Here is a 21,054-nt window from a genome sequence, read left to right as displayed (position 1 = left end):
TGTCGCTTACCCGGATGTAGCACGCCCGGAGCTTTGTGCAAGCTTGCGTTTTTGGCGACGGTGATGACCAATCAGAACAAACCAGGAAATCCACAGCACGGCCGACACAGCCCCGGCCCCCCAGATTGCCGGCATCGGATCGACAAGTGAACTTTGTGCGCCAATCCAGGCACACACGATCACATATGGCACGGTGCCAACAAGATAGGCCGAAACGAAATGGGCCAACCGCATGCGGGTCACACCGGCAAGACAGCATGATACTTCAGGCAGGATCGGCATTGCCCGGCAAATCATCAGAACAACCACGCCATATCGGGCGAAGACGTCCTCCATCTCGCTCAACCGTGCTTCATCGGAAATGACTCGCCCCAGCACAGGTCGACCGAATTTCCGGCTCAGGACATATCCCGTACCGCCCGCCAGTATCATACCTGTTGCGGCCGCACATGCGCCAGCCACCGGCCCCAGAAAATATCCCGCCAGTATGGTGATGGTCATGGTCGGTACCGCGACAAACAGATCAGCAACCAGCAAAACAATCACAAGCCCCGCGACGAATGCCGGATCAATCTGTTGCGCGACTTCAAGCCAGTTTGTCACGTCCTCGCGCTGCAAAACGCCCAGAGCAACCAGAACAAAGAATGTAAGAGCAAAGCAGCTCGCCAGAATCAGGGCGATTTTCAAAAGGTCTTTCATGATTCTCGCCCTAGCCCCTGCGCAGGATTGATTTCATCAAGGCAGGCGACACCCGGTTCAGAACGGGAATCCATCGCGCCTTGCCGACAAAGATTTCGTCCCTGTTTTCGGTGATACCATCCCAAATCTCGCTGGCAGCCTGCAGCACAGATATTTTGCGCATATCGCGGCCCTTGGTCATCGGCGTATCCACGACAGGCAGGAACACTTCGCTGATAGCAATGGGAAGACCGGCCTCTGAAATCTGGTAGCGCAGGCTTTGCGACAGGCTGTGCAGGGCGGCCTTGCTGGCGCAATAGACGGCACTTCCAGTCTTGGGAAAAAACGCCAGTCCGGACGATACGTTTACAATCCGAATCCGGTCTTTTGCAGTTCCGCCTGCCAACATTCCGTGCTGCTTCGCCAAACGGGACATCACCGCGTGACAAATGCAAAGCGGTGCAAGAAAGTTGATCGCCATTTCCCGATCCGCATCACATGGATCGCACGCGCTCTGCGTGATCATGCCCGGCATCTGAACCGCTGCGTTATTGATCACAAGGCTGATAGCTGGATGTGTCGCCAAAACACCATCCATCATCTGCTCGACAGCACCAAGGTCTGCCAGATCACAGAGCACGGTTTGCACGCCCGGAAACTGATCGACAAGGGTTGAAAGTTTTAGCTCTGATCGCCCGTGGGCAATGACCTGAAAGCCCTGATCGTAACAAAGACCGAGAAGTTCCCGCCCGATTCCCGATGTTGCACCGGTAATCAGGACAGATGACGTCCGATTGGTCATAATGATGGTTCCTTGCGCTTTCTGTTAATGACAGATCAGCGTTCAGTTGCCACCTTGCGGCACCCTTTTGCATTAACCCGGGTTTATCAGACATGGATTTTTGCGGACTGATCAAGCGGCTCGAAAACGATCCGCATCTTGATGGACAAATACGAATTGCCCGTCATGCCAAAGGCACCCGGATCATTCAGCAGGGTGATATCTGTCGCGACGTGATTTTCCTGCGCAAGGGGCTGGCCCAGATGTCCTATGTCACGTTCGAGGGCAAGGAATGGATCAAAAGCTTCTTTGCCGAAAATTCAGTGATGGGATCACGACGCTGTCAGATCATGAACGCGCCAAGCCATTTTGCCATCACCTGTCTGGAAGACTGTGACATCACGGCATTTCCCTATGACGGGATCAGAAAGGCTGCAGCGGCTTCGCCGGAATTGATGGCGCAGTTTTTTGATTTCAACGAGCAGGTCAGCCTTCGCAAGGAAAAGCGCGAATACGAGTTCCTGTGTCTGTCAGCTCAGGATCGTTATTTGGGGTTTCTGGAAGACTACGCCGCCATCGTACCCCGCCTGACACAGGCCCAGATCGCAAGCTTTATCGGCATTACACCAATCGCGCTTTCGCGTATCCGCAAACGTCTTACTCAGGCAGAAATTTTGGGCGTGGCAGGCGCACAATAACGCACTTTGCTTGGCACGAAACCCGCCTTGGCAAAGTAATCACGCAAACGCCCGTCAAGTTCGCCGATGGAAACATAGACATTTGCGCATTTGTGAACCTGTGCAAGCCTGGTCATGGCATCGCGCATGGCATCAAGAACATAGGCTCCGGCAACAATTTCAACCGCCATCACATTGTCCACATGCAAGACAAGGCCGTCTTTCATGTCATCACGGACATAATAGGAAAACAGGCCGTGGATATATCCGCGTTCGTTTGAAATCACGATAATGCCACGCTGCCGCTGCCACAGAATCTGGTCGGCATCCGATTTCCTGCCGGTTCCGGGAACCTTTTCGCAGTCTCCAACCGGCAGGCAGTATCTGCCAACAAATGCCCTCCAGTGATCAAAGGACATATCGACCTGCATCATCTGCACCAGCGGATAAGTCATATCCGCAGTATGTGATGTAAGGGGATGTGCCTGATAGGCTTCTGACATGATTGTTGTCCTCTGGAATTTACATGATCATGCCGCAAATAAATCCGGTCAACCTTGATGTGCATCAACACCTTCGGGTGAGTTGAAGCGCATATATTGCCGCAACACTTGAGGCATCACTTTGCCACCTGTAAGGTTTTCCTTGATTGAATTTCTGCCGCGAATTGCGCGCCGATATTGACGTACATCAATGGCTTTTGGCCCGTCAAACCGCATACTCGCGACTATGATTGGAAAACCTCACCGGCATTGATGTGCTTCTGCTGATTTCAGAAGAGGCACCATGGGTGAGGCTTCAAGTGCAGGTGAATAACCATTCCAATATCCGGTTATTCATGGGGACGGATGAGACTGTCCGAGAGGGTCTGGACAGTTGCCCCGAACACCTTGAACGGGAGTCAAGCATGGGCCAAGGGAGCATGGCACAGACAGCATCACCTTCTGTTGCTGTTAATTATAATATGGACGTTGTGCGCTGGGCCGCACTCGCGACCGTATTTTGGGGAGTAGTCGGATTTCTGGTGGGCGATGTCATTGCCTGGCAGCTCGCATTTCCGGTACTCAATTTCGATACCGAGTTTCTGAACTTTGGGCGTTTGCGCCCATTGCACACCTCGGCAGTTATTTTTGCCTTCGGCGGGAACGCCTTGTTGGCGACTTCCTTCTATGTGGTTCAACGCACCTGTCGCACCCCGCTTTATGGTGGCACGGCGTTGCCTGCATTTGTCTTCTGGGGGTATCAGCTTTTCATCGTGATGGCCGCAATCGGCTATGTTACCGGTGTTACGCAGGGCCGCGAATATGCTGAACCGGAATGGTTCGTTGACCTTTGGCTGACGGTTGTCTGGGTCGGCTATCTCGCAATGTTTGTCGGCACCCTGCTGAAACGTCAGGAACCGCACATCTATGTTGCAAACTGGTTCTATCTGGCGTTCATCGTCACGATTGCGATGCTCCATCTTGGCAACAACCTTGCCATTCCGGTTTCATTGACCGGCGCAAAGTCCTATTCGCTGTTCTCGGGTGTTCAGGATGCCCTGACCCAGTGGTGGTATGGACATAACGCTGTTGGCTTCTTCCTGACAGCCGGCTTCCTCGGCATGATGTATTACTTCATTCCGAAACGTGCCGAACGCCCGGTCTATTCCTATCGCCTGTCGATCATTCACTTCTGGGCGCTGATCTTCCTCTATATCTGGGCTGGTCCGCACCATCTGCATTACACCTCGCTTCCTGACTGGGCGCAGACTCTGGGCATGACCTTCTCGATCATGCTGTGGATGCCGTCCTGGGGCGGGATGATCAACGGCCTGATGACCCTTTCGGGGGCATGGGACAAGCTGCGTACCGATCCGGTTCTGCGTTTCATGGTTGCCGCTGTCGGTTTCTATGGCATGTCGACCTTCGAAGGTCCGGTCATGTCAATCAAGGCGGTGAACGGTCTTTCGCACTATACCGACTGGACCATTGGTCACGTGCATTCCGGTGCGCTTGGCTGGGTTGCCTTCGTGTCGTTCGGTGCGATCTACTTCCTGATCCCGGTTCTGTGGAACCGCGAGCGCCTTTATTCGATGCGTCTGGTTTCCCACCACTTCTGGTTGGCAACCATCGGGATTGTTCTGTACATCACCTCGATGTGGGTTTCGGGGATCATGCAGGGCCTGATGTGGCGTGCCTATGACGAGTTGGGCTTCCTGCAATATTCCTTCATCGAAACCGTTGAGGCGATGCATCCCTACTACATCATTCGTGCAACCGGCGGCCTGCTGTTTGTTCTTGGTTCGCTGCTGATGGTCTGGAACGTCTACAAGACGATCAAGGGCGATCTGCGTAACGAAGCTCCGATCGGCACACCTGCCACCGTTGCAGCCGAATAAGGGGGGAACGAGATATGCTTCTTAAAAAACACCATATCGTTGAAAAGAACGTCTTTGTTCTGATCCTCGGCATTTTCCTGACCATCATTATCGGTGGTATTGTTGAAATCGTGCCTTTGTTCACGATGGAACAGACCATTGAGAAGGTTCAGGGGGTACGTCCCTATTCGCCGCTCGAACAGGCCGGTCGTAACATCTATATCCGCGAAGGCTGCTATAACTGCCATTCCCAGCAGATCCGTCCGTTCCGTGACGAGGTCGAACGTTATGGCCATTACAGCCTTGCTGCGGAATCGATGTATGACCATCCGTTCCAGTGGGGTTCGAAACGTACCGGTCCGGATCTGGCGCGTGTTGGCGGCAAATATTCCAACGCCTGGCACGTCGCCCATATGGTTGACCCGCGCGCTGTTGTGCCGGAATCGATCATGCCGGGTTATCCGTTCCTTGCTGAACGCAAACTGAACTTTGACGATGCCCAGGCCCATCTCGAAACTCTCAAAATGGTTGGGGTTCCCTATACCGACGAGATGATCGAGGCCGCCAAGGCAGACCTTTACCTGCAGGCCAGCGAGGATGCGGCCTATGACGATGACTTCCTTGCACGTTACCCGAATGCGGCAACGGGTGATTTTGACGGCAAACCTGAACAGCTTACCGAAATGGATGCGTTGATTGCGTATCTGCAGGTGCTGGGCCGGATGGTCGACTTCACCACCTACAATCCGCAGATGAACCTGCGCTAGTCGCAAAGGGGAACGTCATGGAATTCTTTACGCAACTCGCTGACTTTTTCCGCCCGCTATGGGGTTTGTGGCTGATGCTATTGTTCAGCGCGATTATTGCCTGGGTCATGTGGCCAAGCAAAAAGCGCAATCAGGACATGGAAGCACACGCCCGAATTCCGTTGCAGGATCAGGATTAAGGGGAGAACTGAGCAATGTCGACAAAAGTCGAGAAAGATCAAGTGTCCGGGCGTGAGACCACCGGCCACGAATGGGATGGCATCAAGGAGCTCAATACACCTTTGCCATCATGGTGGGTCTATGTCTTCTGGGTCACCGTCATCTGGTCGATCGGTTACTGGGTGGTTTACCCGTCCTGGCCGACCGCCAACGACTATCTCAAGGGGATGTTTGGTACCACCAACCGTACCCAGCTGCATGAAACCATGAACAATGTTGCCGCAGAGCGCGCACCATACATGGAACGCCTTGCAGCACTGGATGTTTCGGAAGTCGTCAATGACGCCGAACTCCTGAATTTCTCCATGGCAGGCGGCAAGGCAATCTTTGCTGACAACTGCGCACCGTGTCACGGCACGGGTGGTTCGGGCAATCCGGGCTTCCCGTCCCTTCAGGATGATGCCTGGCTTTGGGGTGGCTCGCTTGAAGCGATCAACGAAACCATCCATGTTGGTGTCCGCTGGGACGCCAATGAAGACACCCGCATCAATGACATGCCGGCCTTCGGACGTGACGAACTGCTTGAACGGGATCAGATTGACGATGTTGTTCAATATGTTCTGAACTTGACCAACAGTGCGACCGACAGTGCAGCTGCCCGTCGCGGTGCCGTTGTCTTCGAAGAAAACTGCGCATCTTGCCATGGTGATGATGCCAAAGGCATTCAGGAACTTGGTGCTCCGAACCTGACCGATGCGATCTGGCTGTATGGCGGCGACAAGGCCACCATCACCGAAACCGTAACCAATTCTCGTCGCGGCGTCATGCCCGCATGGGAAGGGCGTCTTGACGAAGAAACCATCAAGATGCTGACGGTTTATGTCCACTCACTGGGCGGCGGCCAGTAAGGCAGATATTTAAGGGCCAATGGTTTTCAATCATTGGCCCTTTATCATTGGACCTGATTGTCCATAACGATATGTCCGGCACAGTTTTCCGATGATGATCACGTCGCAAATTGACATGTATCATGGTGACTATGCCGGACTTTTCGTATTTTCAGGCTTAGATTTGAATAATGAAAGCCTGCCCCGAAACGCTGTCCGGAAATTCACTTTTCTTTTCTGACAGTCTGGCCGTTTGCTCCGACTGGCGATATCCCGCAAAACCATCGCAGTCAGCACGGCAGGGAGCATTAAACAGGTAGCGAATATGGCCATGTCCAGCTTGCCGCATCCCGATGCAGAACCGGTCTCAGTCCCTGAAGACGATGATCGCGATCAACCGCTTTATAAAACACGCGACAAGGTCTATCCGAAACGCGTCTCCGGCCGGTTCAGAAACCTGAAATGGTTTGCACTGGTCACCTTGCTGGCAATTTATTGGCTGATCCCCTGGATCCGCTGGGATCGTGGTCCGAGTGCCCCGGATCAGGCTGTGCTGATCGACATGGATCTTGGCCGTGCCTATTTCTTCTTCATCGAAATCTGGCCGCAGGAAGTCTATTACATCACCGGCATTCTGATCATGGCCGCCATCGGGCTGTTCTTGGCAACATCCCTGTTCGGACGTATCTGGTGCGGATATGGCTGTCCGCAAACCGTCTGGACCGACCTTTTCATGCTGGTCGAACGTTACATTCAGGGTGACCGCAATGCGCGCATGCGTCTTGATCAGTCAAAATGGACGTTCGAAAAACTCTGGAAAATCGGCGCAACCCATCTGGCCTGGATTGCCATTGCCATGGCAACCGGTGGTGCCTTTGTTCTTTATTTCAACGATGCCCCGACCGTGATCACCGACGTCTTTACCGGTCAGGCAAGCCTTGGCGTTTATGTCACCATCGCGTTTTTGACCGGCTCGACCTATCTTCTTGCCGGTTGGGCCCGCGAACAGGTTTGCACCTATATGTGCCCCTGGCCGCGTTTCCAGTCCGCGATGCTTGATGATGAAAGCATGATCGTCACGTATGAAGGATGGCGCGGTGAAACCCGTGGCCCGCTCAAGCGTAAAAACCTGACCCGCGGGGAAGTTCCCGAGACAGGCCACTGCGTTGACTGCCATGCCTGTGTCAATGTCTGCCCGACAGGTATTGATATCCGCGACGGTTTGCAGATGGAATGCATCGGCTGCGGCCTGTGTATTGATGCCTGTAACGACATCATGGACAAGGTCGGGTTCCCGCGTGATCTGGTGCGGTTTGACTCGGTTCAGAACACCCAGCTTCGCGCCCAGGGCAAAGCCACCCGCGTTCGCATCATTCGCCCGCGTACCATTTTCTATACGATCATTCTGGTTCTGGTCGCATCGGTGATGGCCTTCGGGTTACTGAACCGCTCGATTCTTGAACTCAATGTTCTGCGTGACCGCAACCCGCTTTATGTACCCTTGTCTGATGGCGACGTTCGCAACGGCTATACCGTCAAAGTGCTGAACAAGGAACAGGCCACCAAAACCTATCGGTTGACCGTGACCGGCCTTGATGTATCTGATTTCCAGGTCATTGGTCAGACACCCAATCAGCAGGGCACTTTCGATCTTGAAGTCGCCCCTGACCGGGTCGGCAGTTTCCGTGTGTTTCTTGCTGCGAGCCCGTCAGCCCTTGACGGCGAGGCCACACCGTTTGAATTCACCGTGACCGATCAGGAAACCGGAAATTCGGAAACATATGATACAGTATTCGCTGGCCCCAAAACCGGCCACTGATCGTGCAAATGCTTTGGCACAGGAAAGACACGCAATGGCAACGCATATGACCACGCCTTCTTCCACCCGGAATGGCCCGCGCAAGTCGGACCGCTGGATCCCATGGTATTTTGTTGGCGGCTTTGCCGTCATGCTGATTGCCAATATCTCGCTGATCACCTTTTCAATGACCAGCTGGAACGGACTTGTGACCAAGCATGCCTTTGAAGAAGGCAACAATTACAATGCCGCCATTTCCGGCGCAGCCCGTCAGAGCGAACTTGGCTGGCGGAGCAAACTGACCGTTGGTGGCGTCATCAATCAGGCGGGTACCGTCACAGTCCTTTTCCGTGACAAGGAATCCCGGCCGATCAGCGGGGCCAGGATGTCGGTGGTCATGACCCGTCAGGATCGCGACGATTTGGACCAGACCGTACCCTTGGCTGAAATCGCACCGGGCGAATATCGCGCAAGCGTAGAAATCCCGGTTTATGGTCGCTGGCAAGTTCGGACCATTGCCCATGCGATGGGTGATGACTACCAGATGCTTGAGAACGTCGTCATCAATCCATGACCCAAACCGCCCTTTGCCGTCATTGTCAGGAACCGGTGACCGCCGCGTCACCGGCCGGTCCTGATTTTTGCTGTTCTGGCTGTGCAGGGGCTTATGAGCTTCTTGGCGAATTGGGGTTGTCTTCCTATTACAAACGCCGTGCAATCGATCCGAAAATCCGCGCTCTTCGCCCGGACGAGGAACCCGTTGGCAGTTTAGATTTTACCGAACTGACCAGCACCGATAATGAAGGTACCCATCATCTGAACCTGATGGTTGACGGCATTCATTGTGCGGCCTGTGTTTGGCTGATTGAAACCCTGCTTCAACGCAACGAGGCCGTGATCAAGGCGCGGGTCAATATGACAACCCGGCGCCTGCGACTGAGCTGGCAGGGCGACAAATCCGATATCGGTGCCATCGTCGCCCCGGTTCTTCAGATGGGCTATCGCCTGATTCCGTTTGACCCGGCCGCCCTTGAACAGGCAACAGTGTCACGCAACAAGGAATTGCTGCGTTGTCTTGCCGTTGCCGGGTTTGCAGCAGGCAATGTGATGTTGCTGTCGGTTTCGGTATGGGCCGGATATTTTCAGGGCATGGGCGGGGCCACCCGCGACCTGTTTCACTGGTTGTCCGCGTTAATTGCACTTCCGGCTGCCGCCTATGCAGGCATGCCGTTTTACCGTTCTGCAATCGGGGCGATCCGCAATCGCCGGGTCAATATGGATGTGCCGATCAGCCTTGGAGTGATCCTTGCACTGGGCATGAGCCTTGCCCAAACCATCCGAAGCGAACCGCATGCCTATTTCGATAGTGCCATCACGCTTTTGTTCTTCCTGCTGATCGGGCGGTATCTTGATGGTCGCGCCCGTGGACAGGCCCGGTCCGCCGCCGAACATCTGTTATCTCTTAATGCCCGGTCCATCACCGTGATTGATGATGATGGTACGCGACGTCTGATTGCCCCGCACAAGGCCGAACCGGGTATGGTTGTTCTGGCCGCAGCCGGCGAACGCATCGGCATCGACGGCGAAGTCATCGACGGCCAGTCCGATATCGACACCAGTGTCATTACTGGCGAAAGCATCCCTGTTCTGACCCGGCCGGGTAAAACGGTGTTTGCGGGCACCACCAACATTTCCGCACCATTGCGTATTCGTGTCACAGCAACCGGTGGCAATACCTTGCTGTCCGAGATTGTCCGGCTGATGGAAAATGCCGAACAGGGGCGTGCGAAATATGTCGCCATTGCCGACCGGGTTGCCAAATCCTATGCACCGGTGGTTCATTTTCTGTCATTGGCGACCTTTGCCGGATGGTGGCTGATTGGCGGCCTGCCTTGGCAGGATGCCCTGATGAACGCGATTGCGGTTCTGATCATTACCTGTCCCTGTGCGCTTGCCCTTGCCGTTCCTGTGGTTCAGGTCATTGCAACCGGTCGATTGCTGCGTGCGGGTATTCTTGTCAAATCGGCAACCGCCCTTGAACGCCTGACCAAGATCACCGGCATCATCTTTGACAAGACCGGGACGCTTACCACCGGCAAACCCGAACTCGTCAGCCAGACCGATCCGGATGCACTGGAACTTGCCGCCCAGATTGCCGCGAACAGCAACCATCCCCTGTCACGTGCACTGGTCCGCGCTGCTGGCAATGTAACACCTTGTCCAAATGTGACCGAACAGCCCGGCCTTGGCCTGACCGCGCAAGGCCCGTCGGGACCGGTCCTGCTGGGGAGCCGGACATTTTGCAACATTGCCGAAAATGCCGATTTGCCATCCGATATTGCCGGCCCGGAATTGTGGCTTGCCGAACCGGGGAAATCACCCGCACGCTTTGTTTTCCGCGATACACCACGCAATGATGCCGATAGCGTGATTGAAACCCTGCGTGCGCGCGGGTTTGATATGACATTGCTTTCGGGGGATCGCAGCACCACGGTGCGCCAGCTGGCCGAAACACTTGGCCTGCGGGACTGGCATGCCCGTATGTCACCAACCGACAAAGCCGCCTTTGTTCAGGCCCGTGCCGATCACGGCAAACATGACCTTATGGTTGGCGATGGCATCAATGATGCCCCGGCCCTTGCCTGTGCCCATGCCTCTATGTCCCCAGCTACTGCGGCCGAGATTTCGCAAAATGCCGCAGATATTGTCTTTCAGGGGGACCGACTGGGTGCGGTGATCGAGGCCATTGATGTCGCGCGTAAGGCTGACCGTCTGGTCCGACAGAACTTTGCCCTGTCCTTTGCCTATAACCTGATCACGATTCCGCTGGCGGTTTCGGGATTTGTCACGCCATTGATTGCCGCAATCGCCATGTCGTCGTCTTCACTGATCGTGATTGCCAATGCCTTGCGCCTGCATGCAAAATCGTCCAAACCAGATGACCATGGGTTCAAGGTACACCCGCAAACATCCCAACAGGCAGGAGCCTAATGGCATGAGCAACCTTCTTCTTCTGATCCCGATCGCTTTGTTTCTGGGGCTTTTGGGCCTTGGTGCGTTCCTTTGGTCGCTGCGTTCGGGGCAGTTTGATGATATGGAAGGGGCTGCCAATCGCATCCTGTTTGACGACGATGATGAAGCGCTGGCGCACAAATCCAAGAAACTCAAAAAAAATGATAGTTAGAATAGCTTGAAACACACCTATCTGTTCGCATAGATTAACCCGATATAATGTCTCGACTCACCAGCATCGGAGTCTGCGATGGCAGTCCGCCCCCAACTTTGCGAAGCCTGTTCTATCAAGGACTTGACCTTTTGCTCGTCATTGCACGGGGCTGAACATGATCAGTTGCGCCAACTGCTGACCCACGTCCAGTTTGATTCGCACAGCACCATCTTCCACGAAGCAGAGGAAGCCGACTACGTTTTCAACGTCACGTCCGGCTCTGTGAAGCTCTATAAATTGCTGGGTGATGGTCGCCGCCAGATCACCGGTTTCCTGTTTGCAGGTGATTTTCTGGGATTGGCGCTTAATGCGAATTACAGCTACACCGCCGAGGCGATTGAACCGGTAACGGCCTGCCGTTTCCCGCGGACCAAGCTTGAAAAACTGTTTGATCAGTTCCCGCATCTGGAAAAACGCATGCTGGGCATGGCTGTGGACGAACTCGCCGCCGCCCAGGATCAGATGCTGTTGCTTGGTCGCAAGACCGCCAAGGAAAAGGTCGCATCCTTCTTGCTGATGCTGGCCCGCCGTCAGGAACATCGCGGTGAAAACACCGATATGATCAATGTCCCGATGAGCCGGTCCGACATTGCCGATTATCTGGGCCTGACCATTGAAACCGTGTCGCGCACCCTGACGCAATTGCGCAAGGAAGCAACGATTTCGCTCAAGGATAACCGCCATATCGAGGCCGTCGGTCTTGATATGCTCGAAGACCTTGCCGAAGGCCTCTGAGTTTCTTGTGCAGTTGCACAAAAAGACCCTTAACGTGCCTGAATTCAGATACGGACGAAGCATGAATTCGGCCAATTGATAAACTATTGGCCGAATTGCTTATTTCGCGATTGCGAAAAAATATTTCCCGAATACCGTCATCATATTGTAAACATGACGGCACGCTCGACACAGATCGGGCAGCCAATTCCGGTCGAACCGGGGGAGAAACGTCATGAGTGCCACCACTAAAAAGATGGGCCGGACCTCCGTCCCTGAACTTCGTGCCCGCAAGGGTTCTGAACCCATTGTCTGCCTGACCGCTTACACCATGCCGATGGCTCAGCGTCTTGATGAACATTGCGACCTTTTGCTGGTCGGCGATTCATTGGGCATGGTTGTTTATGGCATGGACAGCACGCTTGCTGTGACTGTCGATATGATGATCAATCATGGCAAGGCGGTTATGCGCGGCTCGAAAAATGCCTGCGTTGTCGTTGACCTGCCGTTCGGCAGCTATCAGGAATCCAAGGAACAGGCCTTCCGTACGGCATCGCGCATTCTGGCCGAGACCGGCTGCGCTGCCGTCAAACTCGAAGGCGGTGCCGAGCTTGCCGAAACCATCGCATTCCTAAGCCAGCGCGGCGTTCCCGTCATGGCCCATATCGGCCTGATGCCCCAGCAGGTCAACACGATGGGTGGCTTCAAAAGCCAGGGTCGTGGTGATGAGGCTGCAGAAAAGGTCGTCAATGACGCCATCGCGGTTGCGAAGGCCGGTGCCTTTTCCGTCGTGATCGAAGGCACGGTTGAAGCAGTTGCTCGCCGTATTACCGAAACCATTGATATTCCGACCATCGGGATTGGTGCATCGGTGGCCTGCGATGGTCAGGTGCTTGTGACCGAGGACATTCTTGGCCTGTTTTCCGATTTCACACCGAAATTCGTCAAACGCTATGCCAATCTCGGGGATGCAATCTCCGAAGCTGTTGGCACCTATGCCAGCGAAGTGCGCAACCGTCAGTTCCCGGCGGATGAACATTGCTTTGGTGTCCCCAATAAGGGTAAGTTGCGCGCGGTCTGAGAACCATTGGTTCTGACCGCCGCGATTTCTTGAAATTTCGATACGACGATCACGATGTCCCTTACGACTGTTCACACCGTCGCAGATTTGCGCGCGACTGTTGCCGACTGGCGCGCACAAGGCCTGCGTGTTGCCTTGGTTCCAACCATGGGCGCGCTGCATGATGGCCATATCAGCCTGACGCACCTTGCCCGTGAACATGCGGATCGCGTGATCGTGTCGATTTTCGTCAATCCGACCCAGTTCGGACCGAACGAGGATTTCGGGGCCTATCCCCGCACCCTGCCTGACGATCAGAAGCTTCTTGATGCTGCCGGGGTCGAGCTTTGCTTTGCCCCCTCGGTCGATGAAATGTATCCCGACGGCTTTGCCACCAAGGTCAGCGTCGATGGTGCCATGACCAATGTGCTTTGCGGCGCATCCCGTCCCGGTCACTTTGACGGGGTCGCGCAGATCGTCACCAAACTGCTGCTGCAATCCCTGCCTGATTGCGCAATTTTCGGCCAAAAAGACTATCAGCAACTGATGGTCATCCGCCGGTTCGCAGCCGATCTCAACATCCCGGTCGACATCATTGGCGCCAAAATCCTGCGCGAAGAGGATGGCCTGGCCATGTCGTCGCGCAACCGGTATCTGTTGCCCGACGAACGTGCTGTCGCCCCGACCCTGAACCGGGTTCTGGCCGACATTACCGCACAGGCGGCAAAGGGTGCCGCCCTTGCCCCGCTTCTTGCCAAGGGGCGCGAAGATATCCTTGCTGCGGGCTTTGCACCGATTGACTATCTTGAAGTCCGGGACGCGGAAACACTGGAACTGATGAATGATACCGTCAAGAAGCCGGCACGCATCTTTGTTGCCGCCCGTCTTGGCAAGGCACGCCTGATTGATAATCATGCGATTATTCCGGGTGGTTCCGCGGCCTAAACATCTGGTTGGGACCACCTTGCTCTCATCAGAATCAGCGATTGGGTACGAATTGACTCGAAAAGCGCAGAACATCGCGCTTTTGCGCCCGATTGCGCTTGACTCCTTACACCCGATCCAATAAACCCTCCTCACCAACGGTCGCCCAAGGGGTGACTCCCCCAGTCCTCGAGTTTTCGAGCACTGGGTTTTAGTTTTTTGTGCGTACTCGGTGGAAACACCGGCAACACAGACGGGATTTGGAATGTTTGAAGGACTAAGCGATCGCCTTGGCGGAGTTCTCGATAAGCTGCGCAAACGTGGCGCGCTGAAGGAATCCGACGTCAAGGAAGCCATGCGCGAAGTACGCGTCGCCCTGCTTGAGGCTGACGTTGCGCTGCCGGTCGTCAAAACCTTTATTTCCAATGCCACCGAACGTGCGGTTGGTCAGGACGTTCTGCGCTCGGTCACCCCGGGCCAGATGGTCGTCAAGATCGTCCATGACGAACTGAAAAACATGCTGGGCGAAGGCGAAGACATCAATCTTGCCGCCACCCCGCCGGTTCCGATCCTGATGGTTGGTCTTCAGGGTTCGGGTAAGACCACCAGTTCTGCCAAGATCGCGCTGCACCTGACCAAGAAGCGCAACAAGAAAGTTCTTCTGGCGTCGCTCGATATCTATCGTCCGGCCGCACAGCAGCAGCTGAAAATTCTGGCCGACGATAACGGTCTTGGCGTTCTGCCGATCGTTCTGGGTGAAAAGCCGGTTTCAATTGCCAAGCGCGCGATGGATACCGGTCGCAAGGAAGGCTATGACGCGGTCATCCTTGATACCGCCGGCCGTCTGCATATCGACATGGAACTGATGAGCGAAGTCGCCCAGATCCGCGATGCAGTCAACCCGGTCGAGACCCTTCTGGTCACCGATGCGATGACCGGTCAGGACTCGGTCAATGTGGCCAAGGAATTTGCCGACAAGGTCGGTATCACCGGTATCGTTCTGACCCGTATTGACGGTGATGCACGTGGTGGTGCGGCCCTGTCGATGCGTCAGATCACCGGCTGCCCGATCAAGATGATCGGTGTCGGCGAGAAAATCGACGAGATGGAAGCCTTCCATCCGGATCGTATTGCCAACCGTATTCTGGGCATGGGCGACGTTGTCAGCCTTGTTGAGAAGGCGGCTGAAACGATCAAGGCCGAAGACGCCGAGAAAATGGCGAAGAAGCTGCGTAAGGGTCAGTTCGACCTGAACGATCTTCTCGCACAGCTCAAGCAGCTTCAGAAGATGGGTGATCTTTCCGGCATCATGGGGATGCTGCCGGGCATGGGCGCGCTGAAAAAACAGATGTCGCAGACCAAGCTTGATCCGAAACTTCTGACACATCAGGAAGCGATCATCCTGTCGATGACGCCGAAGGAACGTGAAAACCCGGCCCTGATCAAGGCATCGCGCAAAAAGCGTATTGCTGCGGGTTGCGGGCTCAGCGTTCAGGATGTGAACAAGCTGCTCAAACAATACCAGACCATGTCCACCATGATCAAAAAGATGGGCAAGATGGGTAAAAAGGGTCTGTTTGGCGGTATGCCGAAAATGGATCCGGCGATGCTAGAGGGCGGCGATATGCCAGACCTTGGCAATCTGCCAAAAGGTTTCCCCGGTGGTGCAGGCGGCTTGCCGCCCGGTCTGCCGGGATTGGGAGGCGGCGGTGGCCTGCCTCCGGGATTCCCGGGGTTTGGCAAAAAGAAATAGCCAGATCCCAGGTTCTTAAACGGGTTCTCAAGAATTCCTCTTAGGAACCGAAACGGCCCACAAGGCCGGATGACTACAAGACTAAGCGAATAGGCCCCAAGGGGTCCTGATTTAAGACTACAAACCCAAGCTGAAAGGAACTTATCCGAATGGCTGTCAAGATTCGTCTTTCCCGTGGCGGTGCCAAAAAGCGTCCGTACTACCGTATCGTAGTTGCTGACGCCCGCGCTCCGCGTGACGGCAGCTTCATCGAGAAAGTCGGTACCTATGATCCGATGCTCCCGAAGGATGCTGGCAATCGCGTTACCTTCAAAGAAGAACGCATTAAATATTGGCTGTCTGTTGGCGCACAGCCGACCGATCGTGTTGCACGTTTCCTGGGCAAAGCTGGCCTGGCTGATGCGTTCAAACCGACCGAACAGCCGCAGAAGTCTGCTCCGAAAGCGAAAGCTCAGGAACGTCTTCGTGAGAAAGCTGAAAAAGCTGAAGCTGCTGCTGCCGCTGCTGCGGAAGCCGCTGCCGAAGCAGCAGCACCTGCTGAAGAAGCTGCAGGCGAGTAATTCGCTGAAAGCACGCTTTGATCAGATACCGGAAACTTGTGAACCGAAATGGCTGATACCCGCAAATCCAAAAACGACGAAGCTTATGTCTGCGTCGGCATGATCACCGCCCCGCACGGGGTGCGTGGTGCCGTGCGCGTCAAAAGCTATACCGTCGACCCGGATAACCTTGTCGGTTACGGCCCGTTGTTCGACGCAAAAGGGCATGTGAAATACAAGCTCTCGCCCGTTGGACATGTCCGCGACCAGCTGATCGCCAAGATCGAAGGTGTGGACGACCGGGACGCCGCCGAACGGCTGCGGGGAACCAAGCTTCATGTACCGCGGACGGCACTGCCCGAAACGGAAGATGACGACGAATTCTATCTTGCTGACCTTGTCGGTCTGAAAGCCTTCCACATTGATGGATCGCTGTTCGGAACCGTGCGTGGTGTGGCTGATTTTGGCGCTGGCGACGTAATCGAAGTCGCGCTCGAAGAAGTCCGGGGCAAGGTTGTCGTGCTTCCGTTTACCAGGGAAGTTGTTCCCGATGTGGTTCTTTCGGAACGCAAGCTGGTGGTAAATCCGCCCGAGGGGCTACTGCAGGACGAGGAAGGACCCGGCAATCGCAGCCGTCGTCCCAACAAACCCCGCAAGGACTCTCAGGCCGACCGCGATTCTGATGCCGTCACTGCCGATGCAGTAGGCGCGGAAACCGCGACCGGCAGCGGGAAGGAGGCCTGATCGATGTCTGTGTGGCAGGCAAAAGTTGCAACCCTGTTCCCGGAAATGTTTCCGGGCGTGCTTGGACAGTCTCTGGCTGGCCGTGCGCTTGAGAACGGGATCTGGTCGCTTGATGTCAAAGACATCCGCGATCATGCAACCGACCGCCACCGCACTGTAGACGACAATCCCTTCGGGGGCGGGGCCGGTATGGTCATGCGCCCGGATATTGTCGACGCCGCCCTGCGTGAGTTGCGTGCAGATGCACCGAACTTGCCGCTGATTTACCTCAGCCCGCGGGGAAAAGTGCTGAACCAGAAACGTTGCCGTGAACTGGCAGCAGGTCCTGGTGCCATCCTGCTTTGCGGTCGTTACGAAGGTATCGACCAGCGGGTTCTGGATGAACATCAGGCCGAGGAAATCAGCATCGGTGATTACATCCTCATGGGCGGCGAACTGCCGGCCATGGTCCTGATTGAATCGTGCATTCGCCTCATCGAGGGAACAGTCAACAAGACTGAATCCGTCGACGAGGAAAGCTTTGAAACCGGGTTGCTTGAATATCCGCATTACACGCGCCCGGCCAATTGGAACGGGCGTGACGTGCCGGAGATCTTGCTTTCCGGACATCATGCCAAGGTACAAGCCTGGCGGCATGCACAGGCAGAAGAAATTACTCGTGAGCGACGCCCGGACCTTTGGGACCAGTATGTCGCAAACGGGAACATCAAAGAGGGTTAAACCATGACCAACATCATCCAGCAGCTCGAGAATGAGCAGCTCGACAAAATCGTTGCGCAGCGCGAAGTTCCGGAATTCGACGCCGGTGATACCGTTCGTGTACACCTGAAAGTCGTTGAAGGTACCCGTGAGCGTATCCAGCAGTTCGAAGGCGTTTGCATCGCCAAGAAGAACCGCGGCCTGAACTCTTCCTTCACCGTGCGTAAAATCGCATCGGGCGAAGGCGTTGAGCGTATCTTCCAGTCGTACTCCCCGGCCATCGACAAAATCGAAGTCGTTCGCCGCGGTGACGTCCGTCGCGCGAAACTGTACTACCTGCGTGGTCGTACCGGTAAGTCTGCACGTATCGCCGAGCAGACCACTGGCCACAAAGGCAAACTGACCGCAGCAGAACGCGCGAAGAAGTAATTCTCCGCCGTTTGGCTATGTCAGACGAAAAGACGGGCTCACCTTCGGGTGGGCCCGTTTTCTTTTGTCTGTTCCGACAGGGTGCCAAGGGAAAGAAACAGGCAAATACACGCTATGATTGCATTATAGCGAATCGCCGAAAATCCGGACCGGCAATCCTGACCCGCAGAAACCATACCATATTCCGATCAGCTTTTTTTATATCAGATATCCCTAACCTATATCGATTTCCGGTGATTTGGCTACTCAGGGATGCTGTATTTTTTGTGATTCAATTTCCGGATGCAAATCCGGGAAAAACACGCGCCCCATGCCTTGCGATTTAAAGGCTTGAGTGTATAAAGGCACTCCCGCGGCACAAACAATCAAACCCGCGTGGTTCTGGATAATAAAATTTCGCAAATCGGGTCGAACCGGTTGCGCCGGAGAAACCGCCAAGCCCGCCCGCCGATACCGGCATCAAGACTTGCGCACATTTCTTCGCGAAACTCCGGACCACTCAGACGGACGGTTGTTGCTGCTCAAAAGATCGATGTTTTATGAGGAGGTCGAGATGGGTCAACCTAAAACCCTTTTTGACAAGATTTGGGAAAGTCATGTGGTCGATACGCAGGATGATGGCACCTGCCTGCTTTATATTGACCGTCATCTCGTCCACGAAGTAACCAGCCCGCAGGCGTTCGAAGGTCTTCGCAATTCCGGCCGCAAAGTGCGCCATCCCGAGCTGACCCTTGCGGTTCCGGATCACAACGTTCCGACGTCTGATCGTACCCAGGGCATCAAGGAAGAAGACAGCCGCATTCAGGTTGAAACCCTTGACCAGAACGCCCGCGACACCGGCATTCATTACTTCCCGATGAACGACCTGCGTCAGGGTATCGTTCACATCGTCGGTCCGGAAGAAGGTTTCACCCTGCCGGGTGTGACCATGGTTTGTGGTGATTCACATACTTCCACCCACGGGGCATTCGGTGCGCTGGCATTCGGTATCGGCACGTCCGAAGTCGAACATGTTCTGGCAACCCAGACCCTTGTTCAGAAACCGGCCAAGAACATGCTGGTCAAGGTCGAGGGCGATCTGCATCCGGGCGTGACCGCCAAGGACATCACTCTTGCCATCATCGGCCGCATCGGCACCGCTGGCGGTACCGGCTATGTCATCGAATATGCCGGCTCGGCAATCCGTTCGCTGTCGGTCGAAGGCCGCATGACCGTTTGTAACATGTCGATCGAAGGCGGCGCACGTGCAGGCCTGATCGCACCGGACGAGAAAACCTTTGAATATATCAAGGGCCGTCCGATGGCACCCAAAGGTGCCGCATACGAACAGGCTGTTGAATACTGGAAGACCCTGCCGTCTGACGAAGGTGCTCATTACGACAAGATCGTCGAGATTGATGCCACCGAAATCGTCCCGCAGGTTACCTGGGGCACAAGCCCGGAAGACGTCGTACCGGTTACCGGTGTTGTTCCGGCACCGACCGATGCCAAGGACCCGGGCAAGCAGAAAGCCATCGCGCGTTCGCTCGAATATATGGGTCTGACCGCTGGCACCCCGATCGAGGAAATCAAGATCGACCGCGTCTTTATCGGTTCTTGCACCAACGGTCGTATCGAAGACCTGCGCGCTGTTGCCGAAGTGGCCAAGGGCCGCAAGGTTGCCGCATCGGTCAATGCGATGATCGTACCGGGTTCAGGTCTGGTCAAGGAACAGGCCGAAGCCGAAGGTCTGCATGAGATCTTCATCGAAGCCGGTTTTGACTGGCGCGAACCGGGCTGCTCGATGTGTCTGGCGATGAACCCGGACCGTCTGGCACCGGGCGAGCGTTGCGCTTCGACCTCGAACCGTAACTTCGAAGGCCGTCAGGGCCGTGGTGGTCGTACCCACCTCGTCAGCCCGGCCATGGCAGCAGCTGCTGCTATCACCGGTCATCTGACCGACATTCGTAAACTCGGTTAAGGACAGTTCCCATGGCCGACACTGCATTCATCAATTTCCGCGAAAGCGCACCACGTCTGGGACGTGCCCCTGTGCTTGAGCAGCTCCTGCCGCAGCTGACCGGGATCAACCTTCCCGATTTCGTCGCGCAGGAACTCGATGCTACCGAAGAATTGATCGAAGCACTGGGTCTGGCCTGGGAAACTGGAAGCAAGGGATAAGACAATGGATAAATTCACCAAGCTCACCGGTGTTGCAGCACCGCTGCCGATGATCAATGTCGATACCGACATGATCATTCCCAAACAGTTCCTCAAAACCATCAAACGTTCGGGCCTTGGCAAGAACCTGTTTGATGAGATGCGTTACGACGACAATGGCAACGAGATCCCTGATTTCGTTCTCAACAAGCCGGCTTATCGCAATGCCCAGATCCTTGTATCTGGCGATAACTTTGGCTGCGGTTCGTCGCGTGAACACGCACCCTGGTCGCTGCTTGATTTCGGCATTCGCTGCGTAATCGCACCAAGCTTTGCCGACATTTTCTATAACAACTGCTTCAAGAACGGCATCCTTCCGATCCGTCTGCCGCACGAAGATGTCGACAAGCTGATGGCCGATGCAGAACGTGGTTCCAACGCCACCGTGACGATTGACCTTGAAAAACAGGAAATCACCGGTCCGGACGGCGGTTGCATCAAGTTTGAAGTCGAAGAATTCCGCAAACATTGCCTGCTGAACGGTCTCGACGATATCGGCCTGACCCTGCAGAAAGGCGATGCCATCAACGAATTCGAAGCCAAACGCGCGGCCTCGCAGCCCTGGCTGTCGCTCTAATTCAAAAAGGGGTGTCGAACGGTTGCGTTTGCCACCCCTTTTCTATCGTTACGGGGTGAGCGGCCCCGAAAATATCTGGGAAGG

General features: G+C 55.1%; 23 protein-coding genes. 20 read left to right on the top strand and 3 right to left on the bottom strand.

The features are described from left to right. Positions 1 to 6 precede the first annotated feature (6 nt). On the bottom strand, positions 7 to 699 hold the full coding sequence (locus TH30_RS05575) for a TVP38/TMEM64 family protein (RefSeq protein ID WP_114097084.1): 693 nt from the start codon (positions 697 to 699) through the stop codon (positions 7 to 9). A gap of 10 nt (positions 700 to 709) precedes the next feature. After that, entirely contained in the window at positions 710 to 1,480 is a 771-nt protein-coding gene (locus TH30_RS05570) for an SDR family oxidoreductase (RefSeq protein WP_114097083.1), read from the bottom strand. A 92-nt stretch (positions 1,481 to 1,572) separates the two neighbouring features. On the opposite strand from TH30_RS05570, the gene TH30_RS05565 reads away from it, so the two are divergent. Further along, positions 1,573 to 2,157, top strand: coding sequence for a Crp/Fnr family transcriptional regulator (locus TH30_RS05565; RefSeq protein WP_114097082.1), 585 nt, complete (start codon positions 1,573 to 1,575; stop codon positions 2,155 to 2,157). Here TH30_RS05565 and TH30_RS05560 read toward each other — a convergent pair. Then, positions 2,121 to 2,639 carry a hypothetical protein gene (locus TH30_RS05560; protein WP_114097081.1) on the bottom strand — a complete coding sequence of 173 codons (519 nt, stop codon included), beginning with the start codon at positions 2,637 to 2,639 and terminating at the stop codon, positions 2,121 to 2,123. The genes TH30_RS05565 and TH30_RS05560 overlap by 37 nt on opposite strands. 419 nt (positions 2,640 to 3,058) lie before the next feature. Here TH30_RS05560 and ccoN point away from each other — a divergent pair, with 419 nt between their 5' ends. The 19 genes from ccoN to leuD all read left to right on the top strand — a co-directional run bounded on the left by ccoN (position 3,059) and on the right by leuD (position 20,970). Beyond that, a complete protein-coding gene (gene ccoN / locus TH30_RS05555; protein ID WP_114097080.1) occupies positions 3,059 to 4,516 on the top strand; it encodes a cytochrome-c oxidase, cbb3-type subunit I in 1,458 nt (485 codons plus the stop codon). A gap of 14 nt (positions 4,517 to 4,530) precedes the next feature. Continuing rightward, positions 4,531 to 5,262, top strand: coding sequence for a cytochrome-c oxidase, cbb3-type subunit II (ccoO, locus tag TH30_RS05550; RefSeq protein ID WP_114097079.1), 732 nt, complete (start codon positions 4,531 to 4,533; stop codon positions 5,260 to 5,262). A gap of 17 nt (positions 5,263 to 5,279) precedes the next feature. Continuing rightward, positions 5,280 to 5,441, top strand: a complete 162-nt coding sequence (locus TH30_RS05545; RefSeq protein ID WP_114097078.1) for a cbb3-type cytochrome c oxidase subunit 3 — start codon at positions 5,280 to 5,282, stop codon at positions 5,439 to 5,441. Between the two features lie 15 nt (positions 5,442 to 5,456). Next, on the top strand, positions 5,457 to 6,329 hold the full coding sequence (gene ccoP / locus TH30_RS05540) for a cytochrome-c oxidase, cbb3-type subunit III (protein ID WP_114097077.1): 873 nt from the start codon (positions 5,457 to 5,459) through the stop codon (positions 6,327 to 6,329). Between the two features lie 310 nt (positions 6,330 to 6,639). After that, positions 6,640 to 8,127, top strand: a complete 1,488-nt coding sequence (ccoG, locus tag TH30_RS05535) for a cytochrome c oxidase accessory protein CcoG (protein ID WP_258548619.1) — start codon at positions 6,640 to 6,642, stop codon at positions 8,125 to 8,127. 34 nt (positions 8,128 to 8,161) lie between these two features. After that, positions 8,162 to 8,680: a FixH family protein gene (locus TH30_RS05530; protein WP_114097075.1), complete on the top strand. Its 519-nt coding sequence runs from the start codon at positions 8,162 to 8,164 to the stop codon at positions 8,678 to 8,680. Beyond that, positions 8,677 to 11,097, top strand: coding sequence for a heavy metal translocating P-type ATPase metal-binding domain-containing protein (locus TH30_RS05525; protein ID WP_114097074.1), 2,421 nt, complete (start codon positions 8,677 to 8,679; stop codon positions 11,095 to 11,097). The genes TH30_RS05530 and TH30_RS05525 overlap by 4 nt, the downstream gene beginning before the upstream one ends. A gap of 4 nt (positions 11,098 to 11,101) precedes the next feature. Next, entirely contained in the window at positions 11,102 to 11,290 is a 189-nt protein-coding gene (gene ccoS, locus TH30_RS05520) for a cbb3-type cytochrome oxidase assembly protein CcoS (RefSeq protein ID WP_114097073.1), read from the top strand. Between the two features lie 78 nt (positions 11,291 to 11,368). Next, on the top strand, positions 11,369 to 12,067 hold the full coding sequence (locus TH30_RS05515) for a cyclic nucleotide-binding domain-containing protein (protein ID WP_114097072.1): 699 nt from the start codon (positions 11,369 to 11,371) through the stop codon (positions 12,065 to 12,067). 214 nt (positions 12,068 to 12,281) lie between these two features. Next, positions 12,282 to 13,127: a 3-methyl-2-oxobutanoate hydroxymethyltransferase gene (gene panB, locus TH30_RS05510; protein WP_114097071.1), complete on the top strand. Its 846-nt coding sequence runs from the start codon at positions 12,282 to 12,284 to the stop codon at positions 13,125 to 13,127. Positions 13,128 to 13,181: 54 nt separating this feature from the next. Further along, entirely contained in the window at positions 13,182 to 14,051 is an 870-nt protein-coding gene (panC, locus tag TH30_RS05505) for a pantoate--beta-alanine ligase (RefSeq protein WP_114097070.1), read from the top strand. A 244-nt stretch (positions 14,052 to 14,295) separates the two neighbouring features. Then, positions 14,296 to 15,783, top strand: a complete 1,488-nt coding sequence (gene ffh, locus TH30_RS05500) for a signal recognition particle protein (protein ID WP_114097205.1) — start codon at positions 14,296 to 14,298, stop codon at positions 15,781 to 15,783. A gap of 149 nt (positions 15,784 to 15,932) precedes the next feature. Next, positions 15,933 to 16,343 (top strand): 30S ribosomal protein S16, encoded by a 411-nt coding sequence (rpsP, locus tag TH30_RS05495; RefSeq protein ID WP_114097069.1) that lies wholly within the window; start codon positions 15,933 to 15,935, stop codon positions 16,341 to 16,343. 48 nt (positions 16,344 to 16,391) lie between these two features. Then, on the top strand, positions 16,392 to 17,066 hold the full coding sequence (gene rimM / locus TH30_RS05490; RefSeq protein ID WP_114097068.1) for a ribosome maturation factor RimM: 675 nt from the start codon (positions 16,392 to 16,394) through the stop codon (positions 17,064 to 17,066). A gap of 3 nt (positions 17,067 to 17,069) precedes the next feature. Beyond that, positions 17,070 to 17,786: a tRNA (guanosine(37)-N1)-methyltransferase TrmD gene (gene trmD / locus TH30_RS05485; protein ID WP_114097067.1), complete on the top strand. Its 717-nt coding sequence runs from the start codon at positions 17,070 to 17,072 to the stop codon at positions 17,784 to 17,786. Positions 17,787 to 17,789: 3 nt separating this feature from the next. Next, positions 17,790 to 18,194, top strand: coding sequence for a 50S ribosomal protein L19 (gene rplS / locus TH30_RS05480; protein WP_068519851.1), 405 nt, complete (start codon positions 17,790 to 17,792; stop codon positions 18,192 to 18,194). A 553-nt stretch (positions 18,195 to 18,747) separates the two neighbouring features. Beyond that, a complete protein-coding gene (gene leuC / locus TH30_RS05475; protein WP_114097204.1) occupies positions 18,748 to 20,154 on the top strand; it encodes a 3-isopropylmalate dehydratase large subunit in 1,407 nt (468 codons plus the stop codon). Positions 20,155 to 20,165: 11 nt separating this feature from the next. Then, the gene (locus TH30_RS05470) at positions 20,166 to 20,354 is read left to right on the top strand and encodes a hypothetical protein (RefSeq protein WP_114097066.1); all 189 of its coding nucleotides are present in this window, start codon (positions 20,166 to 20,168) and stop codon (positions 20,352 to 20,354) included. Between the two features lie 4 nt (positions 20,355 to 20,358). Next, on the top strand, positions 20,359 to 20,970 hold the full coding sequence (gene leuD, locus TH30_RS05465) for a 3-isopropylmalate dehydratase small subunit (RefSeq protein ID WP_114097065.1): 612 nt from the start codon (positions 20,359 to 20,361) through the stop codon (positions 20,968 to 20,970). Positions 20,971 to 21,054: the final 84 nt, after the last annotated feature.

The sequence above is a fragment of the Thalassospira profundimaris genome (genome assembly GCF_003326795.1).
GTDB lineage: Bacteria > Pseudomonadota > Alphaproteobacteria > Rhodospirillales > Thalassospiraceae > Thalassospira > Thalassospira profundimaris_C.
Note: the sequence above shows the minus strand (reverse complement) of the source record. Positions and strands in the feature narration are given on the sequence as shown.